Raw genomic sequence first — 18,643 nt, forward strand, 5'->3', positions numbered from 1 at the left:
GCGCGCCCGAGGGCCGGGCCGGCCCCGCGCGTGGAGGGCCGCGGGGCCGGGCCGGTCAGGCCTGGCGGCGGACTTCCACCACGCGGAAGCGGTTCGCGACGAAGGCGCCGTCGCAGAGGGCCGCGTTCGCCGCCGGGTTGCCGCCCGAGCCGTGGAAGTCGGAGAAGGCCGCGGTCTGGTTCACGTAGACCCCGCCCGTGAGGTTCAGGGAGAGCTGCGCGGATTCCTCCAGGCAGACCTCCTCGATCGCCCGTTCGGTGTCCGCGGAGGTCGTGTACGCGCCCACCGTCATCGCGCCCTTCTCCCGCACGGTGCGGCGCAGCAGGTCGAGGGCGTCCGCGGTGGAGTCCACGGCCACCGCGAAGGAGACGGGGCCGAAGCACTCGGAGAGGTAGGCCGCCTCCGGGTCGGCCTTGGCCGCGTCCAGCTTCACCATCACCGGGGTGCGGACCACCGCGTCCGGGAACTCGGGGTTGACCACTTCGCGGGAGGCCAGGGCGACCTCGCCCAGGCCGGCCGCGGCCTCCAGGCGGGCCTTGACGTCCGGATTGACCAGGGCGCCCAGCAGCGCGTTGGCCCGGGCGTCGTCGCCCAGCAGGCCGCCGACGGAGGCGGCGAGATCGGCGACGACCTCGTCGTACGTCTTGTGCCCGGCGTCCGTGCCGATGCCGTCGCGCGGGATCAGCAGGTTCTGCGGGGTGGTGCACATCTGGCCGCTGTAGAGGGACAGCGAGAAGGCCAGGTTGGACAGCATGCCCTTGTAGTCGGAGGTCGAGTCGAGGACGACGGTGTTGACGCCCGCCTTCTCCGTGTAGACCTGCGCCTGACGGGCGTTGGCCTCCAGCCAGTCGCCGAACTCCGTCGACCCGGTGTAGTCGATCAGCTTGATCTCGGGGCGCAGCGCGAGGGTCTTGGCGATGCCCTCGCCCGGCCGCTCGGCCGCGAGGGCCACCAGGTTCGGGTCGAAGCCGGCCTCGGCGAGGACCTCGCGGGCCACCTGGACGGTGAGCGCGAGGGGGAGGACGGCCCGCGGGTGCGGCTTGACCAGGACGGCGTTGCCCGTGGCCAGGGAGGCGAAGAGGCCCGGGTAGCCGTTCCAGGTCGGGAAGGTGTTGCAGCCGATCATCAGCGAGATGCCGCGCGGGACCGCGGTGAAGGTCTTGCCCAGTTCCAGCGGGTCGCGCTTGCCCTGCGGCTTCGACCAGTCGGCCTGCCCGGGGACGCGGGTCTGCTCCTCGTACGCGTAGGCCACCGCCTCCAGGCCGCGGTCCTGCGCGTGGGGGCCGCCCGCCTGGAACGCCATCATGAAGGCCTGGCCGCTGGTGTGCATGACCGCGTGCGCGAACTCGTGCGTGCGGGCGGAGATGCGGGCCAGGATCTCGATGGAGACCAGGGCGCGGGTCTCCGGTCCGGCGTCGCGCCAGGCCGGGATGCCGGCCTTCATCGCGGGCAGCAGGACGTCGGGGTCGGCGTGCGGGTACTCGACGCCCAGCTCCGGGCCGTACGGGGACACCTCGCCGCCGGTCCAGCCGTCGGTGCCGGGCTGCCCGAGGTCGAGGCGGGTGCCGCGCAGGGCCTCGAAGGCGGCCAGGCCGTCGGCCGGGGCGGTCTCCCCGTAGGCCTTCGGGTGTTCGGGGTGCGGGGACCAGTAGGCGCGGCTGCGGATGGCGGCGAGCGCCTGGTCCAGGGTGTTCCGGTGCTTCTCGGTCAGCTGGGGGAGGGTGAGCTCGGCGGCCATCAGGGACCAACTCCTCGTTGAGCCGGGCAAGATCAGGCTGGTTTCACAGGCTGAGATCAGGCGGGGGCGGGTGAAGAAGAGCAGACTGCAGTTAGAGTAACCGAACGATCGGTCGGGACAAGAGGGCCCGGCAGACCTGTGGACAACCCGGTGCGGGAGGATCAGGACATGACAGCAATCGAGCGGTCCCGCACTGTGGCGGTCGTCGGCGCCGGCACCATGGGTCAGGGCATCGCCCAGGTGGCCCTCCTCGCAGGTCACCGCGTGCTGATCCACGACATCGGCCCCGGCCTCGCCGCCGCCGGCGCCGCCCTCGTGCGCGAGCGCGTCGAGCGGATGGCCACCAAGGGCCGGCTGGACCCGGCCACGGCCGAGGACGCGATCGGCCGGATTGGTGCCGCCGACGGCCTCGCCGCCCTCGCCGGCGCCGCGCTCGTCATCGAGGCCGTCGTCGAGGACGCCTCCGTCAAGCGGGCGCTCTTCGCTTCGCTCGAAGAGGTGGTTCCGGCCGACGCCCTGCTGGCCACCAACACCTCTTCCCTCTCCGTCACCGAGATCGCCGCCGGCCTCGCGCACCCCGGCCGCTTCCTCGGCCTGCACTTCTTCAACCCGGCCCCGCTGCTCCCGCTCGTCGAGGTGGTGAGCGGCTCCGCGACCGCGCCCGATGCCGCCGAGCGCGCCTACGACACCGTCCTGGCCTGGGGCAAGACCCCGGTCCGCTGCGCCGACACCCCGGGCTTCATCGTCAACCGGATCGCCCGCCCCTTCTACGCCGAGGCCTTCGCGGTGTACGAGGAGCAGGGCGCCGACCCGGCCACCATCGACGCCGTCCTGCGCGAGAGCGGGGGCTTCAAGATGGGCCCCTTCGAGCTGACGGACCTGATCGGCCAGGACGTCAACGAGGCCGTCACCCGTTCGGTCTGGGAGTCGTTCTTCCGCAGCCCCAAGTTCACCCCCTCGCTCGCCCAGCGCCGACTGGTCCAGTCGGGCCGTCTCGGCCGCAAGTCGGGGCAGGGCTGGTTCCCGTACGCGGAGGGCGCCGAGCAGCCCGCGCCGCACACCGCGGGCCCCGGGACGGCGCCGGACAAGGTCACCGTCGTCGGCGACCTCGGCCCGGCGGCGGAGCTGGCCGAGCTGCTGGAGGAGGCCGGGATCGCGGTGACGGCCACCGAACACGGCGGCCCGTACATCCAGCTGCCCGGCGAGGGCCAGCTGGTGCTCGCGGACGGCAAGACCTCGGTGGAGTTCGCCGACGTCGTCTACTTCGACCTCGCGCTGGACTACCGCGGCGCCACCCGGATCGCGCTCTCCGCCAGCGCGGACACCACCGAACGCACCCTCTCCGAGGCGGTGGGCCTCTTCCAGAAGCTCGGCAAGCGGGTCTCCGTCATCGGCGACGTCCCCGGCATGATCGTCGCCCGGACCGTCGCGATGCTGATCGACCTCACCGCCGACGCCGTGGCGCGCGGGGTGGCCACCGCCGAGGACATCGACACCGCGATGCGGCTCGGCGTCAACTACCCGCTGGGCCCGTCCGCGTGGCACGAGAAGCTCGGCCGGGACTGGGCATACGACCTGCTCCACCACCTGGACGAACGCTGTCCCGGCGGCCGGTACGCGCCCTCGCTGGCCCTGTTCAAGCTGGGTTACGCGGCCGGCGAGGACGAGGACGAGGGCGCGGAGGAGACCGGATGACCACCGTGAGGCGTGACACCTACACCCCGGAGACGCTCCTGTCCGTCGCCGTGCAGGTCTTCAACGAGCGCGGCTACGACGGCACGTCCATGGAGCACCTCTCCAAGGCCGCCGGCATCTCGAAGTCCTCGATCTACCACCACGTCGCGGGCAAGGAGGAACTGCTCCGCCGGGCCGTCAGCCGGGCCCTGGACGGCCTCTTCGCCGTCCTGGAGGAGCCCGGCGCGGTACGGGGGCGCGCGGTCGAGCGCGTCGAGCACGTCACGCGCCGCACCGTCGAGGTGCTGGTCGCGGAGCTGCCGTACGTCACCCTGCTGCTGCGCGTGCGCGGCAACACCCGGACCGAGCGCTGGGCCCTGGAGCGGCGCCGCGAGTTCGACCACCAGGTCGCCGAGCTCCTCAAGGCCGCCGCGGCCGACGGGGACCTGCGCGCGGACGTGGACATCCGGCTGGCCACCCGCCTGCTCTTCGGCATGGTGAACTCCCTGGTCGAGTGGTACCGCCCGCACCCGGGCACGACCCCCGACCAGCTCGCGGACGCGGTGGTCAGCATGGCCCTGGACGGCCTGCGCACCGCACGCTGAGCGGCCGGCCCGGGGACCCGTTCGGCCGCCGCGCGGGGAGTGACCCCGCGTGCCCCCGAGTGCCCCCCCCATGACCCCGGCCCGGCCCCGGCCGGCCGCCGTCAGTCCTCCGCGAGCGCGGGCGGCGGACCCGGCGGGAGGGGCTGGTTCGGGCCCGGGGCCAGCAGGTCGGTCTCCTCGAAGACCAGCAGGGTACGGGTGGAGAGGACCTCCGGGATGGCCTGGAGGCGGGTGAGGACCAGCTCGCGCAGGGTCCGGTTGTCCGGGGTGTGGACCAGCAGCAGGACATCGAAGTCCCCGCTCACCAGGGCGATGTGGGCCGCGCCCGGCAGCTCGCGCAACTGCTCGCGCACCGTCCGCCAGGAATTCTGGACGATCTTGAGGGTGATATACGCGGAGGCCCCCTGACCTGCGCGTTCGTGGTTCACGCGGGCGGTGAAGCCCCGGATCACCCCGTCGTCGATCAGCCGGTTGATGCGGGCGTAGGCATTGGCCCGCGAGACGTGCACCTGCTCGGCCACCGACCGTATCGAGGCACGGCCGTCCGCCTGGAGCAGCCGCATGATCGACCGGTCGATCGGGTCCAGGGGGCGCGGCGGAACCGCTGGTGCCGGTGTGACGGCCGGGCCACCCCCCGGTGGGACCGGTGCGGAGCCCGCTCCGGCCATTTGTTCATCCGGCATTGCCCACTGCCTCCCTCTGCTGGACGTCCTGCACCCATCCCAGGGCCCCGTCGCCACTTTGTCCACAGCCTGGAGCCGCCTGTAGCCAAATTGCGCTGACGACCGAACAATCGGTAGGTGAGGCGCCTCACACCCGAGCCGTCCCTGCCCGCTTCCCACGAGGAGGTGTACGCCGCCATGACGGTCCAAGAGCTGCCCGGTGCCGGTGCGTCCCACCGTGTCACCCCGCCGCCCGCCTGGAGGCCCCGTACGGAGGCCGCTCCGCTGCTTCCGGACCCCGAGCCGTACCGGGTGCTGGGCACCGAGGCGGCCGCCGGCCTCGACCCCGCGCTGATGCGCCGGTACTACGCCGAGCTCGTGCGCGGCCGCCGCTACAACGCGCAGGCCACCGCGCTGACCCGGCAGGGCCGTCTCGCCGTGTACCCCTCCACCGTCGGGCAGGAGGCCGCCGAGATCGCGGCCGCCCTGGTGCTGGAGGAGCAGGACTGGCTCTTCCCCAGCTACCGGGACACCCTCGCGGCCGTCGCCCGCGGGCTGGACCCCGTACAGGCGCTGACGCTGCTGCGCGGTGACTGGCACACCGGGTACGACCCGCGCGAACACCGCATCGCCCCCCTGTGCACCCCGCTCGCCACCCAGCTGCCGCACGCGGTGGGCCTGGCGCACGCCGCCCGCCTGCGCGGCGACGAGGTCGTCGCGCTCGCCATGGTCGGCGACGGCGGCACCAGCGAGGGCGACTTCCACGAGGCCCTGAACTTCGCCGCCGTCTGGCAGGCCCCGGTGGTCTTCCTGGTCCAGAACAACGGCTTTGCGATATCCGTCCCCCTCGCCAAGCAGACCGCGGCCCCGACCCTCGCCCACAAGGCCGTGGGCTACGGCATGCCCGGCCGGCTCGTCGACGGCAACGACGTCGCCGCCCTGCACGAGGTTCTCACCGAGGCCGTCCAGCGGGCCCGCGCCGGCGGCGGACCGACCCTCATCGAGGCCGTCACGTACCGGATGGAGGCCCACACGAACGCCGACGACGCGACCCGCTACCGCTCGGACGCCGAGGTGGAGGCCTGGAAGGCGCACGACCCGGTGGAACTGCTGGAACGCGAGCTGACCGCCCGCGGGATCCTCGACGAGACGGGCATCCAGGAGGCGCGCGCCGCGGCCGAGGCGATGGCCGCGACCCTGCGCGAACGGATGAACGCCGAGCCGGTCCTCGACCCGATGGACCTCTTCGCGCACGTATACGCGGAGCAGACGGGCCGGCTGCGCGAGCAGGCCGAGCAGCTGCGCGCCGAACTGGAAGCCGAGGGCGACGCATGACCACGGTGGCACGACCGGCGGTGAAGCCCGCGACGATGGCGCAGGCGCTCACCCGCGCCATGCGCGACGCGATGGCCGAGGACCCGACCGTCCACGTCATGGGCGAGGACGTCGGCGCGCTCGGCGGCGTCTTCCGGATCACGGACGGGCTCGCCAAGGAGTTCGGCGAGGACCGCTGCACGGACACCCCGCTCGCCGAGGCCGGGATCCTCGGCGCGGCGGTCGGCATGGCCATGTACGGGCTGCGGCCCGTCGTGGAGATGCAGTTCGACGCGTTCGCGTACCCGGCCTTCGAGCAGCTGATCTCGCACGTCGCGAAGATGCGCAACCGCACCCGGGGCGCCATGCCCCTGCCGATCACCATCCGGGTCCCGTACGGCGGCGGCATCGGGGGCGTCGAGCACCACTGCGACTCCTCCGAGGCCTACTACCTGGCCACGCCCGGGCTGCACGTGGTGACCCCGGCGACCGTCGAGGACGCGTACGGGCTGCTGCGGGCGTCCATCGCGAGCGACGACCCGGTGGTCTTCCTGGAGCCGAAGCGGCTCTACTGGTCGAAGGCGCAGTGGTCGCCGGACGCCCCGGCGGCCGTCCCGGGCATCGGGAAGGCGCTGGTCCGGCGGACGGGCACGAGCGCGACCCTGATCACCTACGGGCCTTCGGTGCCGGTCTGCCTGGAGGCGGCCGAGGCCGCCCGCGAGGAGGGCTGGGACCTGGAGGTCGTCGACCTGCGCTCGCTGGTGCCGTTCGACGAGGAGACCGTCGTGGCCTCCGTACGCCGGACCGGGCGCGCGGTGGTGGTCCACGAGGCGGCCGGGTTCGGCGGGCCGGGTGCGGAGATCGCGGCCCGCGTGACGGAGCGCTGCTTCCACCACCTGGAGGCGCCGGTGCTGCGGGTGACGGGCTTCGACATCCCGTATCCGCCGCCGATGCTGGAGAAGTACCACCTGCCCGGAGTGGACCGGATCCTGGACGCCGTGGCCCGGCTCCAGTGGGAGAACTGATGCCGCAGGTACTGGAGTTCAAGCTGCCCGACCTCGGTGAGGGGCTGACCGAGGCGGAGATCGTGCGCTGGCTGGTGGCCGTGGGCGATGTCGTCGAGGTCGACCAGCCGGTGGTCGAGGTGGAGACGGCCAAGGCGATGGTGGAGGTGCCGTGTCCCTACGGGGGCGTGGTCACCGCGCGGTTCGGCGAAGAGGGCACGGAGCTTCCGGTGGGAGCTCCGCTGATCACCGTGGCGGTGGGGTCGGGGACGGCTCCGGAGCCCGGGCCGGCGGCGGACGACGCGGCGCCGTCGGGCTCGGGGAACGTGCTGGTGGGCTACGGCACCGACCACTCGCGGCAGGCGCGGCGCAGGCGGGTGCGGCCGGCGGGCGGCGGCGCGGTGGCGGCCCCGGCGACCCTGGTCGCGCCGGTCGCTCCGGCGGCCCCGGTCGCCCCGGTCGTGGTGCCGGTGGTGGCTCCGGTGGCGGCCGAGGCCCCCGGCGGGCCCGTCGCGGTGATCTCGCCGCTGGTGCGCAAGCTGGCCCGGGACAACGGGATCGACCTGCGGACGCTGCGCGGGTCCGGCCCGCAGGGGCTGATCCTGCGGGCGGACGTCGAGGCCGCGCTGCGGCCGGTGGCCGCGGCTCCCGCCGCCGCGCCGGCGCCCGTGGACGCCGGGCGGGGCGAGCGGATCCCGCTCAAGGGGCTGCGCGGGGCCGTGGCGGAGAAGCTGTCGCGCAGCCGCCGCGAGATCCCCGAGGCGACCTGCTGGGTCGACGCGGACGCCACCGAACTCATGGCGGCGCGGGCCGCGATGAACGCCGTGGACGGCCCGAAGATCTCGGTGCTCGCCCTGCTGGCGCGGATCTGCACGGCCGCGCTGGCCAAGTACCCCGAGCTGAATTCCACCGTGGACCTGGCGGCGAACGAGATCGTCCGGCTCCCGGCCGTGCACCTCGGCTTCGCCGCGCAGACCGACCGCGGGCTGATGGTCCCGGTGGTCCGGGACGCCCACACGCGCAGCCCCGAATCCCTCTCGGCGGAGTTCGCGCGGCTCACGGAGCTCGCGCGGACGGGCAAGCTGACGCCGGGGGACCTCACGGGGGGCACCTTCACCCTGAACAACTACGGGGTGTTCGGGGTCGACGGCTCCACGCCGATCATCAACCACCCCGAGGCGGCCATGCTGGGGGTGGGCCGGATCGTGCCGAAGCCGTGGGTGCACGGGGGCGAGCTGGCCGTACGGAAGGTCGTGCAGCTGTCGCTGACCTTCGACCACCGGGTGTGCGACGGGGGGACGGCGGGCGGGTTCCTGCGCTTCGTGGCCGACTGCGTGGAGAACCCGGCGGTGCTGTTGCGCGGGCTGTAGGTCCGGCGTTACCGCCTCCCTCGCCGGCGGGCTGGAGAACCAGCCCCGGCGGCGAGGGAGGCGGGATCCGAGGGTCGGGCCCCCGGGCGGGGTCAGGGGGTCAGGGGTCAGCGGGTCAGCGGGTCAGCGGGTCAGCAGGATCTTGCCCACGTGGGAGCTGGATTCCAGGACGCGGTGGGCTTCGGCCGCCCGGTCCATCGGGAACGTGGCGTGGACGACCGGGCGGACCCGGCCCGAGGCGATCAGGGGCCACACGTGTTCCCGTACGGCGGCCACGATCGCCGCCTTCTCCGCCAGCGGCCGCGTGCGCAGCGAGGTCGCCGTGATGGCCGCCCGCTTGGCCAGCAGCGCGCCCAGGTTGAGCTCGGCCTTGACCCCGCCCTGCAGTCCGATGATCGCGAGGCGGCCGTTCACGGCCAGCGCGTCCAGGTTCCGGGCCAGGTACTTCGCACCCATGATGTCCAGGATCACGTCCGCCCCGGCCCCGCCCGTCGCGGCCCGCAGCTCCTCCACGAAGTCCTGCTCGCGGTAGTCGACCAGCACGTCCGCGCCCAGCTCCGCGCAGCGCGCCAGCTTCTCCTTGCCGCCCGCCGTCACCGCCACCCGCGCGCCGACCGCCTTGCCCAGCTGGATCGCCATGGTGCCGATGCCGCTGGAGCCGCCGTGGACGAGGAGGGTCTCGCCGGGACGCAGCCCGGCGACCATGAACACGTTGGACCACACCGTGCAGACGACCTCCGGCAGCGCCGCGGCCTCCACCAGGTCCACGCCGTCCGGCACCGGCAGCAGCTGCCCCGCCGGGACGGCCACGCGCTCCGCGTAACCGCCGCCGGCCAGCAGCGCGCACACCTCGTCGCCCACCGACCAGCCGGACACCCCCGGACCGAGGGCCACGATGCGCCCGGAACACTCCAGGCCGGGGTGGCGCGAAGCGCCGGGCGGAGGGTCGTAGAAGCCCTGTCGTTGGAGGACGTCGGCGCGGTTCACGGCGCTCGCCACGACCTCGACGAGCACCTCCCCCTCGCCGGCCACCGGATCGGGTGCTTCGGTCCAGACGAGGGCCTCGGGGCCGCCGGGCTGCTCGATGGTGATCGCATGCATGGCCCGGAATCTACCCCGCCCGTTACTCCGCCGGGCCGAGTATGACCTGAGGGGTCGTCGGCGGTGTCGCCCGCACGATGGTGATCAGGCGGTCCGTCAGCTGGAGCGGGCTCGCGTGCGGGTCGTCGTAGGCGAGGAGGCGGTGTCCGCGCAGCACGCTGACGATCAGGTCTTCCGTCTCCCGCACTCCGCGCCCCACCTCGGCCCTGCGGACGGGCCGTTCGATCAGGTCCAGGCCGGAGCCCTGCTGGATGAGGTCCTCCATCACGGTGCCCGCGCTCGGGCTGAGCACGGACAGGCCCAGGAGCCGGCCGGCCGCGCTCGCGCTGGTGATGACGGCGTCCGCGCCGGACTGCTTGAGCAGCGGCGCGTTCTCCTCCTCGCGCACCGCCGCGACGATCTTCGCGCCGCGGTTGAGCTGCCGGGCCGTCAGGGTCACCAGGACCGCCGTGTCGTCCCGCTGTGTGGCGATGACGATCTGACGGGCCTTCTGGAGTTCGGCCCGCAGCAGCACCTCGGAGCGGGTGGCGTCCCCGACGACTCCGGTGAACCCCTCCGAGTTCGCGATGTCGATCACCTTGGCGCTCGGGTCGACGATGACGACCTGATCCTTGCGGAGGCCGGTCGCCAGCAGCGTCTGCAGGGCGGAGCGGCCCTTGGTGCCGAAGCCGACGACGACCGTGTGGTCACGCAAGTTGTTCCTCCAGCGGCTGAGCCGCCACTCTTCGCGGGTGCGTTCGGTCAGCACTTCCAGGGTGGTGCCGACCAGGATGATCAGGAACAGCACGCGCAGCGGGGTGATCAGCAGGATGTTGGCCAGCCGCGCGCCGTCGCTGTACGGGACGATGTCGCCGTAGCCCGTCGTCGACAGGGTCACCGTCGCGTAGTAGACGCAGTCGAGGAAGTCGACCTGGCCGTCGGCGTTGTCGTGGTAGCCGTCGCGGTCCAGCCAGACGATCATCACCGTCAGGACCAGCACGAACAGAGCCATCAGCAACCGCCGCGTGACCTGCCGCAACGGTTTCTCGACCACGCGCGTGGGGAGTTTGACGCGGCGTGAGACGAGCTTCTCGTCCGCGCCGCGCGCCATGGCGTCCTGGCCGTGGAGTTTCACGTGAAACATCCTCCCGAGGCCCACGGCAGGTCGAGGACCTCGACGTCCTGTCCGGACCGGACTCCGTGCGGCGGTACGACGGCCAGCGCGTCGGCGGCCGCCACCCCCCGGAGCATCGCCGGGCCGTTGTAGCGCAGCGGTACGGCGTGCTCGTCGGTCAGCAGCACCGGCACCAGCCGCGTGTCGTACGGGTGGCCGTGCACGTCGCCCTCGACCGCCACCGTGTACCGGGGCCGCTGGCGGCGGCCCGCGAGGGCGCGCAACAGTGGTTCGGCGAGGGTCAGCAGCCCGGAGACGGCGGCCAGCGGGTTGCCGGGCAGCCCGACCACGTGACGGCCGTCCGCGCGGCCGCCCAGGCGGGCCAGCAGCATCGGGTGCCCGGGGCGTACGGCGACCCCGTCGACGAGCAGTTCGGCGCCGGCCCGTGCCAGTACGGGGTGGACGTGGTCGACGGGGCCGGAGGCGGTGCCGCCGGTGGTGACGACCAGGTCGGCGGTGGAGCCGGTGATCGCGGCGAGGAGGGCGTCGGCCCCGGCCGGATCGTCGCCGAGCCGGCGCGCGGCGACGACCTCGGCGCCGAGCCGGGTGAGCCAGGGGCCCAGCATGGGACTGAGGGCGTCGCGGATCAGGCCGTCGCGCGGCAGGCCCTCGGTGAGCAGCTCGTCCCCCAGCACCAGGACCTCCACCCGGGGGCGGGGCCGGGTCGGCAGCTCGTCGTACCCGGCGGCGGCGGCGAGGCCGAGCACGGCCGGGGTGACCAGGGAGCCGGCGGGCAGCAGCAGATCGCCCGAGCGGCACTCCTGGCCGCGCGGCCGGATGTCCTGGCCGTGGCTGACGGGCCGGGCGGCGTACAGCTGGCCGCCGGATTCGCGGGCGTGCTCGCTGCGGATGACGGCGCTGGTGTCGGCGGGGATCCGGGCTCCGGTGGCGATCCGGACGGCCTCGCCGTCGCCGAGCGGGGCGGGCTGCTCGGAGCCGGCCAGGATCCCGCCGCCGGGGAGGACGCTCCAGGGGCCGGGACCGGCGACGGCCCAGCCGTCCATGGCGGAGGTGTCGAAGGACGGCAGGTCGCCGAGGGCGTCGAGGGGGGCTGCCAGCACCTCGCCGAGGGCGTCCGCGAGGGCGACCCGGTGGGTGCGGCCCCGGACCCCCGAGCCGGCCCGGGCGGCGGTCTCCCGGGCGCGGGGCCAGGGGGAGGCGCGGTGGCCCCCGCCGGCTGGGGTGCGGCTGACCAGGGCGAGGGCTTCGTCCAGGGCGCCGTCGGCATCGGTACGGGTCATCCGGAGCCGGTCTCCTCGGGGTGGGGGGGCTGGGCCTCGGCGGCCCAGCGCAGGGCCAGGCCGGCGGCCTTGCGGGAGGCCTCGGCCACCGCCCGGGCGGGGTCGGCGCCGGCGGCTTCGGCGCGGGCGGCCGCGTAGCCGACCAGGAAGGTCGTCAGCGGGGCCGCGGGGCGGGCGACGCCGTGTGCGGCGTCACGGGCTACGTCGAGCAGGGTGGCGATGTCGACGTCGACATCGATGCCGAGCTCGTTCTTGGCGGCGGTGATCCATTGCTCCAGCACGCTTCCATGCTCCCTGATCCGGGCCCGGGCCGCCGCCAGGTCCTCCCAGGTGTCGCAGTCGAAGGAGGCGAGTGGCGCAGTGGCGGTCACGGTGACCGGGGCCAGCTCCAGTTCGGCGGTGAGCGCGCGGAGGGGGAGGCCGCGGAGGTGGCCGTGCTCGGTGGCGAGCAGGGCGGTCTCGCGGCGCAGGGGTTCGGCGCGGTAGGCGGCGACGAGGGGCTGGTCCCGGCCGTCGGGGTCGCGGAGCAGCGCGCCGTCGGCCGGGCCGGCGGAGGCGGCGCCGATCAGGGTGCGGACGGTGTCCCGGTCCAGGAAGGGCAGGTCGGCGGAGAGTACGAGGACCAGCTCGGCGGTCGTGGCGCGCAGCCCGGCCGCCAGGGCGGCCACGGGGCCGCCGCCGGGCGGGTCCTCCAGGGTCCAGGTGACCGGGCGGGCGGTGGGCCTGCGGGGGCCGACCACCACGGTGGTGGCGGCGTCCGGGCAGGAATCCAGGACGCGGTCCAGGAGGGCGCGGCCGCCTACGGGGAGGGCGGGCTTGTCGGCTCCGCCGAGGCGGCGGGCGGCGCCGCCGGCCAGGACGATGGCGTCGTAGCTCATGCCCCGAGTATGCGGTGGCCTTGGCGGCCCGCGCTTACCCGGGTTTTACGCGGGCCCGCCGCGCCGCGGCGCCGCTGCGCGGGCTGCTCCCCGCCCCGCCCTCAACCCGTTCCCGGAGCGCCGCCCCGGCCCCGACCCCGGCGGGGCTGTGTGCCCACCGCACCCCCAGGGCCCGGCCGGAGCCCGGGAGGGGGTGGGGCCGGAGCGTGGCTCCGGCCCTCGGGGTCAGAGGTACGGGCCCGAGCGGATGGCGCCGTGGGGGCCGTCTTCGTCGTCCTCGTGGGAGCTGCCCGGAGGCAGGGCGCGGCGCATCTGCTCCAGCTGGGCCCGCGCCGCCATCTGCTGCGCGAACAGGGCCGTCTGGATCCCGTGGAAGAGACCCTCCAGCCAGCCCACCAACTGCGCCTGCGCGATCCGCAGTTCCGCCTCGGACGGAATGGCCTCCTCCGTGAAGGGGAGGGACAGACGTTCCAGTTCCTCGACCAGCTCGGGGGCGAGGCCGTCCTCCAGCTCCTTCACCGAGGCGGCATGGATGTCCTTGAGCCGGACCCGGCTCGCCTCGTCGAGAGGCGCGGCGCGTACCTCTTCCAGGAGTTGCTTGATCATGCTGCCGATCCGCATGACCTTGGCGGGCTGTTCGACCATCTCCGTCACCGGGACCTCGCGCGACTCGTCATCGGCGCCGCCGACCGCCGCCCCGTCCTGTCCCACGATCAGGACGTGCGGGGGACTGTCCTGCGACCGTTCACTCCTCGGCATCTCCATGCCGTCATTGTCTCGCACACCTGCGTACTCACACGGTGTGCCCCCGTACGGGCGTGATCCACCCTGTACGGGGGCCGGAACATCAGCCCGCGGCCCGCCGGGCCAGGGCGCCGCTCGACTTCGTGACCAGGGCCGCCAGCAGGGCCGCCCCGAGCGGGACCAGCACCAGCAGCCCGGCGAGCGTCTCCCACGGCACCGCGATCGGCACGTAGAGCTCGGTGTCCCGGAGCGTGGCGTAGCCCATCTCGATGCCGTGACGGACCAGACGTTCCTGTTCGCGTTCCTGCGTGAGCCGCAGCCCGACCGCGGGCAGGATCCCCGCCGCCGAGCCGAGGACCACGCCCATCAGGGCGACCACCCCGCACTGGAAGCCGCTGAGCGCGCGCCGCACGCGCGGGGCCGCGCCGACCGCGGCCAGCGTCTTCAGGTCGGCCTCGGAGTCGGCCTGGGCCAGGCCGGTCGCGATGCCGGCGGCGCCGATGGTGACGAGGCCCGCGAAGACGGAGAGCGCGAGCACACCCAGGCTGCTCTGGCCCTGGTACCCCTCCTCGATCGTGAAATGGGCGTCGGCGCCCAGCCGGTCGATGTCCCCTTCGAGCCGCTGCCGCCGCTCGCTGGGGGCCTTGCCGTCGAGGCTGAAGTAGGAGCCGGCCGGGGCGGTGGCCAGGCCCGCCGCCTTGGCCGCCGCGGGCGGGACGACGAGGGTGAAGCCCCAGCCCTCCGCGCTCGCCGGAGCCTGGTGGACGGTCAGGACCTTGTCCTGGCCGGGCAGTTCGGCGTGCTGGGCGGTGGCCTGGTCGGCGGCGGCCTCGTCGGTGACGAGCCGCAGGGTGACCTTGCCGTCCTTCACGTTGCGTCCGTCGAAGGAGACGGCCCGGCCGTCCTTCAGGGCGGCCGCGGAGCCGGGGTCGGTGACCGCGAGCACGGCGAGCAGCTTCTCGTCGGCGACGACCATGTCCAACTGGGCGCGGTGTTTCGGCGTCGCGCACCGCGGGTCCTGCCGCAGGGTCCTGGCCTGGTCGGGGGTGAAGGAGGCGGGCCCGTTCGCGGCCTCCCAGAGCGGGCAGCGCGCTTCCTTCGGGGTGATGAGGGTGACGCGCCCGCAGCCCGGATCCGTGGATCCCCGGGCGCAGTTCGGGTTCCCGGCCACGAGCCGGTCCACGTCGGCCCGCACGCCGAGCGGCAGGTCCTTCGCGAGGGCCTCCCGCAGGGCGGGCACCTCCTTGCGGCCGAGGTCGCTGTCGGCGAGCAGGTACCCGGAGCCGGCGGGCAGTTCGGCGGTGTACTCGTGCCGCGCCTGGACGTCCTGGCTGTGCTGGTACGTGGACACCGCGACCGTTCCGGCGACGGCGGCCAGCACGGCGGCCACGGCCGGCGCTGTGCGGCCCCGGTTGCGGACGGCGTCGCGCAGGGCGAGCCGGGGGGCCAGCGGCAGCAGGCCGCCGAGCCGTCCGAAGACGCCGACCAGCACCGGCGTGAGGGCGACGATGCCCAGCTCGGCGAGGGCGCTGCCGCCCGCGACGACGTTCGGGCTGACCCGGTAGCCGGTGCCGTACACGGCGATGGCGGCGCCGCCGAGGACGGCGAGCAGGCCGAGGACGGGCAGGACCCGGTTGGCCCGGCGGATCCCGCGGCGGCCGGTGAGGGAGGCCAGTACGGTCTGCCGGGACGCGGTGACCGCGGGGGCGACGGCGGCCAGCAGCCCGGTCAGCACCGCGAGCAGGGCGATGCCGAGGAGCTCCAGCGGGCGGACCACGAAGCCGCCGAAGCGGACCCCGAGCTGCTCCTCCAGTACGGGGCGCAGCCCGATGGTGAGCGCCACGCCGAGGGCGGTTCCGCTGACGGCGGCGACGGCGCCGATCACCAGGCCGCCGGACAGGACGACGGACCGGACGTGGCGCCGGTTGCCGCCGTTGGCGCCGACCAGGCCGAGCTGGCGGCGCGAGCGCCGGGCCCCGACCGCGAAGGCGGGTCCGGCGAGCAGGCAGATCTCCAGCATGGCGAGGCCGACGACGGTGGCGAGGACGGCCTTCTGGGTGACTTCACCGCCGCCGGAGACCGGCTCGTACTGCTCCTTGCGCTGTTGCTTGAACAGCGGGACCTCGGAGTCGGCGGGCGGGCGCAGGGCCACGGCGCGGGAGAGCACGAGGGCGCCCTTGGCGTTGGCCTCCTTGGTCATGTTCCACGTGAAACCTTCACCGCCGCCGACCGAGACCAGGTAGGAGGTGGTGGTGGGGCCGGGGAGCCCGGATCCGCCTTCGGCCCGCAACGCGGCCTCCAGCGGGGCGAACAGGGTGCCGGGCAGCGCGAGCAGTTCGGTGTTCTTCAGCTTGGAGGGCAGCTCGTACGCGCCCACGATCCGGTAGGGGGCGGGGGCGCCGCGCATGCTGACCGCCGAGCCTACGTGCAGCCCGGAGGCGTCGAGGAAGGCCTGGGTGGCGATGACCTCGCCGGGGCCCCGGGGCAGCCGGCCGCGGTCGAGCGTGAACAGGCCCCGGGTCAGCGGGTCGTGCACGTCCAGCTCACGCAGGTCGCTCTGGAGCAGCCCGTGCGTGGTGCGCACCTTGATGTGGCCGGTGGTGTCCTCGGCGGCCTTGGCACCGGCCGGGAGGGCCGACGCGAGGGGCTGTGCCTTCTCCTTGCCGGGCCGGTACTTCTCGTAGCCGCCGACGGGCGCGAAGTGCTCGCCGTCGGGGTGCTGGAGGACGGGACCGTCCAGGCCCGACGGGGAGAGCCGGGCGTCGGCGGCGCCGATCTGCCGGGTCAGGCGCTGGTCGGCGGAGAGCTCGGAGCTGCGGAAGGTGAGGTCGGCGGCGCTCACGCCGACGATGGGCAGGGCGATCATCGCCAGGACCAGGGCGCTGCGGCCCTTGGCGCGCCGGGCGTCGCGGCGGGCGATGCGCAGGGCGGCGGCCCAAGGGTGGTACCAGGAACCGATCCGGGAGGTCACAGGCCGGCCGCCCGGCCGGAGAGCAGGGAGTCGGCCCCGCCGCGCACGGTTTCGTCGACGACGCTGCCGTCGCGCAGGAAGACGACCCGGTCGGCCCAGGCGGCGAAACGGGGTTCGTGCGTGACGAGGACGCCGGCGGCGCCCGCGTCGCAGCGGGAGCGGAGCAGGGCGAGGACGGATTCGCCGGTCTCGGAGTCGAGGGCGCCGGTGGGCTCGTCGGCGAGGACCAGGCGGCGCTCGCCGACGAGGGCGCGGGCGATGGCGACGCGCTGCTGCTGCCCGCCGGACATCTCGTCGGGGAAGCGGTCGGCGAGCGGGCGCAGGCCCATCTCCTCCAGCGAGGCGAGGGCGGCGGAGCGGGCCTTGCGGGCGGAGGTTCCGTCGAGTTCGAGCGGCAGGGCCACGTTCTCGGCGGCGGTGAGGGCCGGGATCAGGTTGTAGTCCTGGAAGACGTAGCCGATGCTGCGGCGCCGCAGGGCGGCCAGCGCCTTGCGGTTGGCGGTGGTGATGTCGACGCCCTCGACCAGGACGTGGCCGCTGGTGGGGGTGTCGAGTCCGCCCGCGAGGGTGAGCAGCGTGGACTTGCCGGAGCCGGACGGGCCCATGACGGCGACGAGTTCGCCGGGGTACACGCTCAGGTCGATGCCGCGCAGGGCGTGCACCTCGGTGGCTCCGCTGCCGTGCGTGCGCACCAGCCGGTCGAGCCGGAGTACGGGCCGGGGTCGGTGCTGCTGGTCGGGCGTGCCGTGCGGGTCGGGCATGCCGTGCTGGTCGGGCGTGCGGTACCGGCCGGGTATGCCGTGCTGGTCGGGCGTGCGGTACTGGTCGGACATGAGGGTCCCCCCTGGAACGTTGGTTCAGCCCCGGCGCGTGCGGGCGCTGCGGGACGGGCCGGCGGCGCAATCAGCCGGAGCGGCGGGATCGGCCGGAGCGGCGGGACCGGCCGGAGCGGCCGGGGACGCCGGCTCGGTGGCGGCGCGGGCGGCCAGCCGGACCAGCCGGGACTCGGAGTGGTCGAGCCAGCGGGCCTCGGCCTCGGTCTGGAAGATGAGCTGCTCCAGGACCAGCAGCCAGGCCAGGTCGTCGCGTTCGTCGGAGCGGCCGCTCTCGACGGCGGTGATCGCCTGCGCCTTGAGCCGGGTGTAGTCCTGCATCGCCCGGATCGTGGCGTGCCGCTGGGACTGGATGACGGCGCGGATGTCCACCCCGGGGGCGCCGACGGCCATGGCGAGCTTGATGGAGAGCTCGTCGCGGGGCGGGTTGGTGCGGTCGACGGGCCGTTCGTACCAGGCGCGGAGCTCGGTGCGTCCGGTGTCGGTGATGGCGTAGAGGGTGTGCCCGGCGGCGTCCTCGCCGCCGGGGGCGACGAGGCCGTCCCGCTCCAGGCGGGCGAGGGTCGTGTACACCTGCCCCACGTTGAGCGGCCAGGTGGAGCCGGTGCGGGATTCGAATTCGGTGCGGAGCTGGGAGCCGTAGCGCGGGCCCCGTTCCAGCAGGGCCAGAAGCCCGTGACGGATCGACATACTCAGTATGTATACCGAGTATGCTCCTCTCCACAAGCCCCCCGGGCGTCGCCGCACCCCACCGGACGCCCCCTAGCGGCCCTGTCGCAGCCGCATGCCCATGAAGCCCAGGCCCAGCCCCATCAGGGCCAGACCGGTGCCGAGCGGCAGGAGGTGGGCGGCCAGGTCCGCGGCCCGGTCGCTGGGGTCCGTGCCGAGCGCGTGGAGCCCGGGGGAGCGGCTCGGCGCGGGGCCGTCCGGGGTGTCCGCCGGGTCGCTCGCCGCCGGACGCGCGGCCGGGTCGTTCGCGGCGGTCCCCGGCGGCACGCGGTGCGGCGGGACGGCGGGCCGCTCGGGCTTGGGCCGCGCCGGACGGACCTGGCGCACCGGCCGGGGTGCGGCGAGCAGCTCGGTGGCGGGCGGCTCGCCGGCGGGCCGCCCCGGGTGCTCCCGGCCGACGCCCGCCGGACTGCCGGCGAGCTCCTCGTACGCCTCTTCCGGTACGGCCTCCGCGACCGCGCTCGCCGGCGCGGCGGCGCCGGGGGCGCGGGCGGGGGCCGCGCCCGCGGGCGCGGTGGCCAGCAGCGCGGCGGCGGCCAGTACGGCTCCGGCGGTCCAGCGCGGCAGGCGCGGCGGGCGCGGCGGGCGCGGGCGTCGGGTCACGGGGAAGCCCTCCCCTTCCGTGC

At 74.6% G+C, this 18,643-nt stretch carries 16 protein-coding genes; 5 read left to right on the top strand and 11 right to left on the bottom strand.

Translation table 11 applies throughout. The annotated features are described in order from the left end of the window. Positions 1-55: 55 nt before the first annotated feature. Positions 56-1,738, bottom strand: coding sequence for a phenylacetic acid degradation protein PaaN (gene paaN / locus ACFYYT_RS16435; RefSeq protein ID WP_351826626.1), 1,683 nt, complete (start codon positions 1,736-1,738; stop codon positions 56-58). A 168-nt stretch (positions 1,739-1,906) separates the two neighbouring features. Here paaN and ACFYYT_RS16440 point away from each other — a divergent pair, with 168 nt between their 5' ends. Both ACFYYT_RS16440 and ACFYYT_RS16445 read left to right on the top strand, forming a co-directional pair. Then, positions 1,907-3,433, top strand: a complete 1,527-nt coding sequence (locus ACFYYT_RS16440; RefSeq protein ID WP_351826625.1) for a 3-hydroxyacyl-CoA dehydrogenase — start codon at positions 1,907-1,909, stop codon at positions 3,431-3,433. Next, on the top strand, positions 3,430-4,017 hold the full coding sequence (locus tag ACFYYT_RS16445; RefSeq protein ID WP_351826624.1) for a TetR/AcrR family transcriptional regulator: 588 nt from the start codon (positions 3,430-3,432) through the stop codon (positions 4,015-4,017). The genes ACFYYT_RS16440 and ACFYYT_RS16445 overlap by 4 nt, the downstream gene beginning before the upstream one ends. 101 nt (positions 4,018-4,118) lie before the next feature. Here ACFYYT_RS16445 and ACFYYT_RS16450 read toward each other — a convergent pair whose 3' ends face one another. After that, positions 4,119-4,700, bottom strand: coding sequence for an Lrp/AsnC family transcriptional regulator (locus tag ACFYYT_RS16450; RefSeq protein ID WP_351826623.1), 582 nt, complete (start codon positions 4,698-4,700; stop codon positions 4,119-4,121). A gap of 177 nt (positions 4,701-4,877) precedes the next feature. Here ACFYYT_RS16450 and pdhA point away from each other — a divergent pair, with 177 nt between their 5' ends. From pdhA to ACFYYT_RS16465, 3 genes are read left to right on the top strand one after another with little or no spacing between them, the layout of a single operon-like run. Further along, on the top strand, positions 4,878-6,014 hold the full coding sequence (gene pdhA / locus ACFYYT_RS16455) for a pyruvate dehydrogenase (acetyl-transferring) E1 component subunit alpha (RefSeq protein ID WP_351826647.1): 1,137 nt from the start codon (positions 4,878-4,880) through the stop codon (positions 6,012-6,014). Then, on the top strand, positions 6,011-7,018 hold the full coding sequence (locus ACFYYT_RS16460; protein ID WP_351826622.1) for an alpha-ketoacid dehydrogenase subunit beta: 1,008 nt from the start codon (positions 6,011-6,013) through the stop codon (positions 7,016-7,018). The genes pdhA and ACFYYT_RS16460 overlap by 4 nt, the downstream gene beginning before the upstream one ends. Continuing rightward, a complete protein-coding gene (locus tag ACFYYT_RS16465; RefSeq protein WP_351826621.1) occupies positions 7,018-8,367 on the top strand; it encodes a dihydrolipoamide acetyltransferase family protein in 1,350 nt (449 codons plus the stop codon). The genes ACFYYT_RS16460 and ACFYYT_RS16465 overlap by 1 nt, the downstream gene beginning before the upstream one ends. A gap of 123 nt (positions 8,368-8,490) precedes the next feature. Here ACFYYT_RS16465 and ACFYYT_RS16470 read toward each other — a convergent pair whose 3' ends face one another. The 9 genes from ACFYYT_RS16470 to ACFYYT_RS16510 form a co-directional block, all read right to left on the bottom strand. Beyond that, positions 8,491-9,468, bottom strand: coding sequence for an NAD(P)H-quinone oxidoreductase (locus ACFYYT_RS16470; protein WP_351826620.1), 978 nt, complete (start codon positions 9,466-9,468; stop codon positions 8,491-8,493). 22 nt (positions 9,469-9,490) lie between these two features. Next, positions 9,491-10,591, bottom strand: coding sequence for a potassium channel family protein (locus ACFYYT_RS16475; RefSeq protein ID WP_351826619.1), 1,101 nt, complete (start codon positions 10,589-10,591; stop codon positions 9,491-9,493). Beyond that, positions 10,579-11,862, bottom strand: coding sequence for a molybdopterin molybdotransferase MoeA (locus ACFYYT_RS16480; protein WP_351826618.1), 1,284 nt, complete (start codon positions 11,860-11,862; stop codon positions 10,579-10,581). Before ACFYYT_RS16480 ends, ACFYYT_RS16475 begins: the two co-directional genes overlap by 13 nt. Beyond that, on the bottom strand, positions 11,859-12,740 hold the full coding sequence (locus ACFYYT_RS16485; RefSeq protein ID WP_351826617.1) for an NTP transferase domain-containing protein: 882 nt from the start codon (positions 12,738-12,740) through the stop codon (positions 11,859-11,861). Before ACFYYT_RS16485 ends, ACFYYT_RS16480 begins: the two co-directional genes overlap by 4 nt. 225 nt (positions 12,741-12,965) lie before the next feature. After that, complete coding sequence (locus ACFYYT_RS16490; RefSeq protein ID WP_351826616.1) at positions 12,966-13,505, bottom strand: bacterial proteasome activator family protein; 540 nt, start codon at positions 13,503-13,505, stop codon at positions 12,966-12,968. Positions 13,506-13,587: 82 nt separating this feature from the next. Beyond that, positions 13,588-16,443, bottom strand: coding sequence for an ABC transporter permease (locus tag ACFYYT_RS16495; RefSeq protein ID WP_351826646.1), 2,856 nt, complete (start codon positions 16,441-16,443; stop codon positions 13,588-13,590). 8 nt (positions 16,444-16,451) lie between these two features. Continuing rightward, complete coding sequence (locus ACFYYT_RS16500; protein ID WP_351826645.1) at positions 16,452-17,216, bottom strand: ABC transporter ATP-binding protein; 765 nt, start codon at positions 17,214-17,216, stop codon at positions 16,452-16,454. A gap of 96 nt (positions 17,217-17,312) precedes the next feature. Continuing rightward, complete coding sequence (locus ACFYYT_RS16505; RefSeq protein ID WP_351826615.1) at positions 17,313-17,978, bottom strand: PadR family transcriptional regulator; 666 nt, start codon at positions 17,976-17,978, stop codon at positions 17,313-17,315. Positions 17,979-18,050: 72 nt separating this feature from the next. Beyond that, on the bottom strand, positions 18,051-18,620 hold the full coding sequence (locus ACFYYT_RS16510; RefSeq protein WP_388608235.1) for a hypothetical protein: 570 nt from the start codon (positions 18,618-18,620) through the stop codon (positions 18,051-18,053). Positions 18,621-18,643: the final 23 nt, after the last annotated feature.

This window comes from Streptomyces sp. NPDC002032 (assembly GCF_042890765.1).
Classification (GTDB): domain Bacteria; phylum Actinomycetota; class Actinomycetes; order Streptomycetales; family Streptomycetaceae; genus Streptomyces.

Bases quoted from the DNA above. Each gene is read 5' to 3' on its own strand.
- paaN (WP_351826626.1), bottom strand. From the start codon at position 1,738: ATGGCCGCCGAGCTCACCCTCCCCCAGCTGACCGAGAAGCACCGGAAC.
- ACFYYT_RS16440 (WP_351826625.1), top strand. From the start codon at position 1,907: ATGACAGCAATCGAGCGGTCCCGCACTGTGGCGGTCGTCGGCGCCGGC.
- ACFYYT_RS16445 (WP_351826624.1), top strand. From the start codon at position 3,430: ATGACCACCGTGAGGCGTGACACCTACACCCCGGAGACGCTCCTGTCC.
- ACFYYT_RS16450 (WP_351826623.1), bottom strand. From the start codon at position 4,700: ATGCCGGATGAACAAATGGCCGGAGCGGGCTCCGCACCGGTCCCACCG.
- pdhA (WP_351826647.1), top strand. From the start codon at position 4,878: ATGACGGTCCAAGAGCTGCCCGGTGCCGGTGCGTCCCACCGTGTCACC.
- ACFYYT_RS16460 (WP_351826622.1), top strand. From the start codon at position 6,011: ATGACCACGGTGGCACGACCGGCGGTGAAGCCCGCGACGATGGCGCAG.
- ACFYYT_RS16465 (WP_351826621.1), top strand. From the start codon at position 7,018: ATGCCGCAGGTACTGGAGTTCAAGCTGCCCGACCTCGGTGAGGGGCTG.
- ACFYYT_RS16470 (WP_351826620.1), bottom strand. From the start codon at position 9,468: ATGCATGCGATCACCATCGAGCAGCCCGGCGGCCCCGAGGCCCTCGTC.
- ACFYYT_RS16475 (WP_351826619.1), bottom strand. From the start codon at position 10,591: ATGTTTCACGTGAAACTCCACGGCCAGGACGCCATGGCGCGCGGCGCG.
- ACFYYT_RS16480 (WP_351826618.1), bottom strand. From the start codon at position 11,862: ATGACCCGTACCGATGCCGACGGCGCCCTGGACGAAGCCCTCGCCCTG.
- ACFYYT_RS16485 (WP_351826617.1), bottom strand. From the start codon at position 12,740: ATGAGCTACGACGCCATCGTCCTGGCCGGCGGCGCCGCCCGCCGCCTC.
- ACFYYT_RS16490 (WP_351826616.1), bottom strand. From the start codon at position 13,505: ATGGAGATGCCGAGGAGTGAACGGTCGCAGGACAGTCCCCCGCACGTC.
- ACFYYT_RS16500 (WP_351826645.1), bottom strand. From the start codon at position 17,216: ATGCCCGACCCGCACGGCACGCCCGACCAGCAGCACCGACCCCGGCCC.
- ACFYYT_RS16505 (WP_351826615.1), bottom strand. From the start codon at position 17,978: ATGTCGATCCGTCACGGGCTTCTGGCCCTGCTGGAACGGGGCCCGCGC.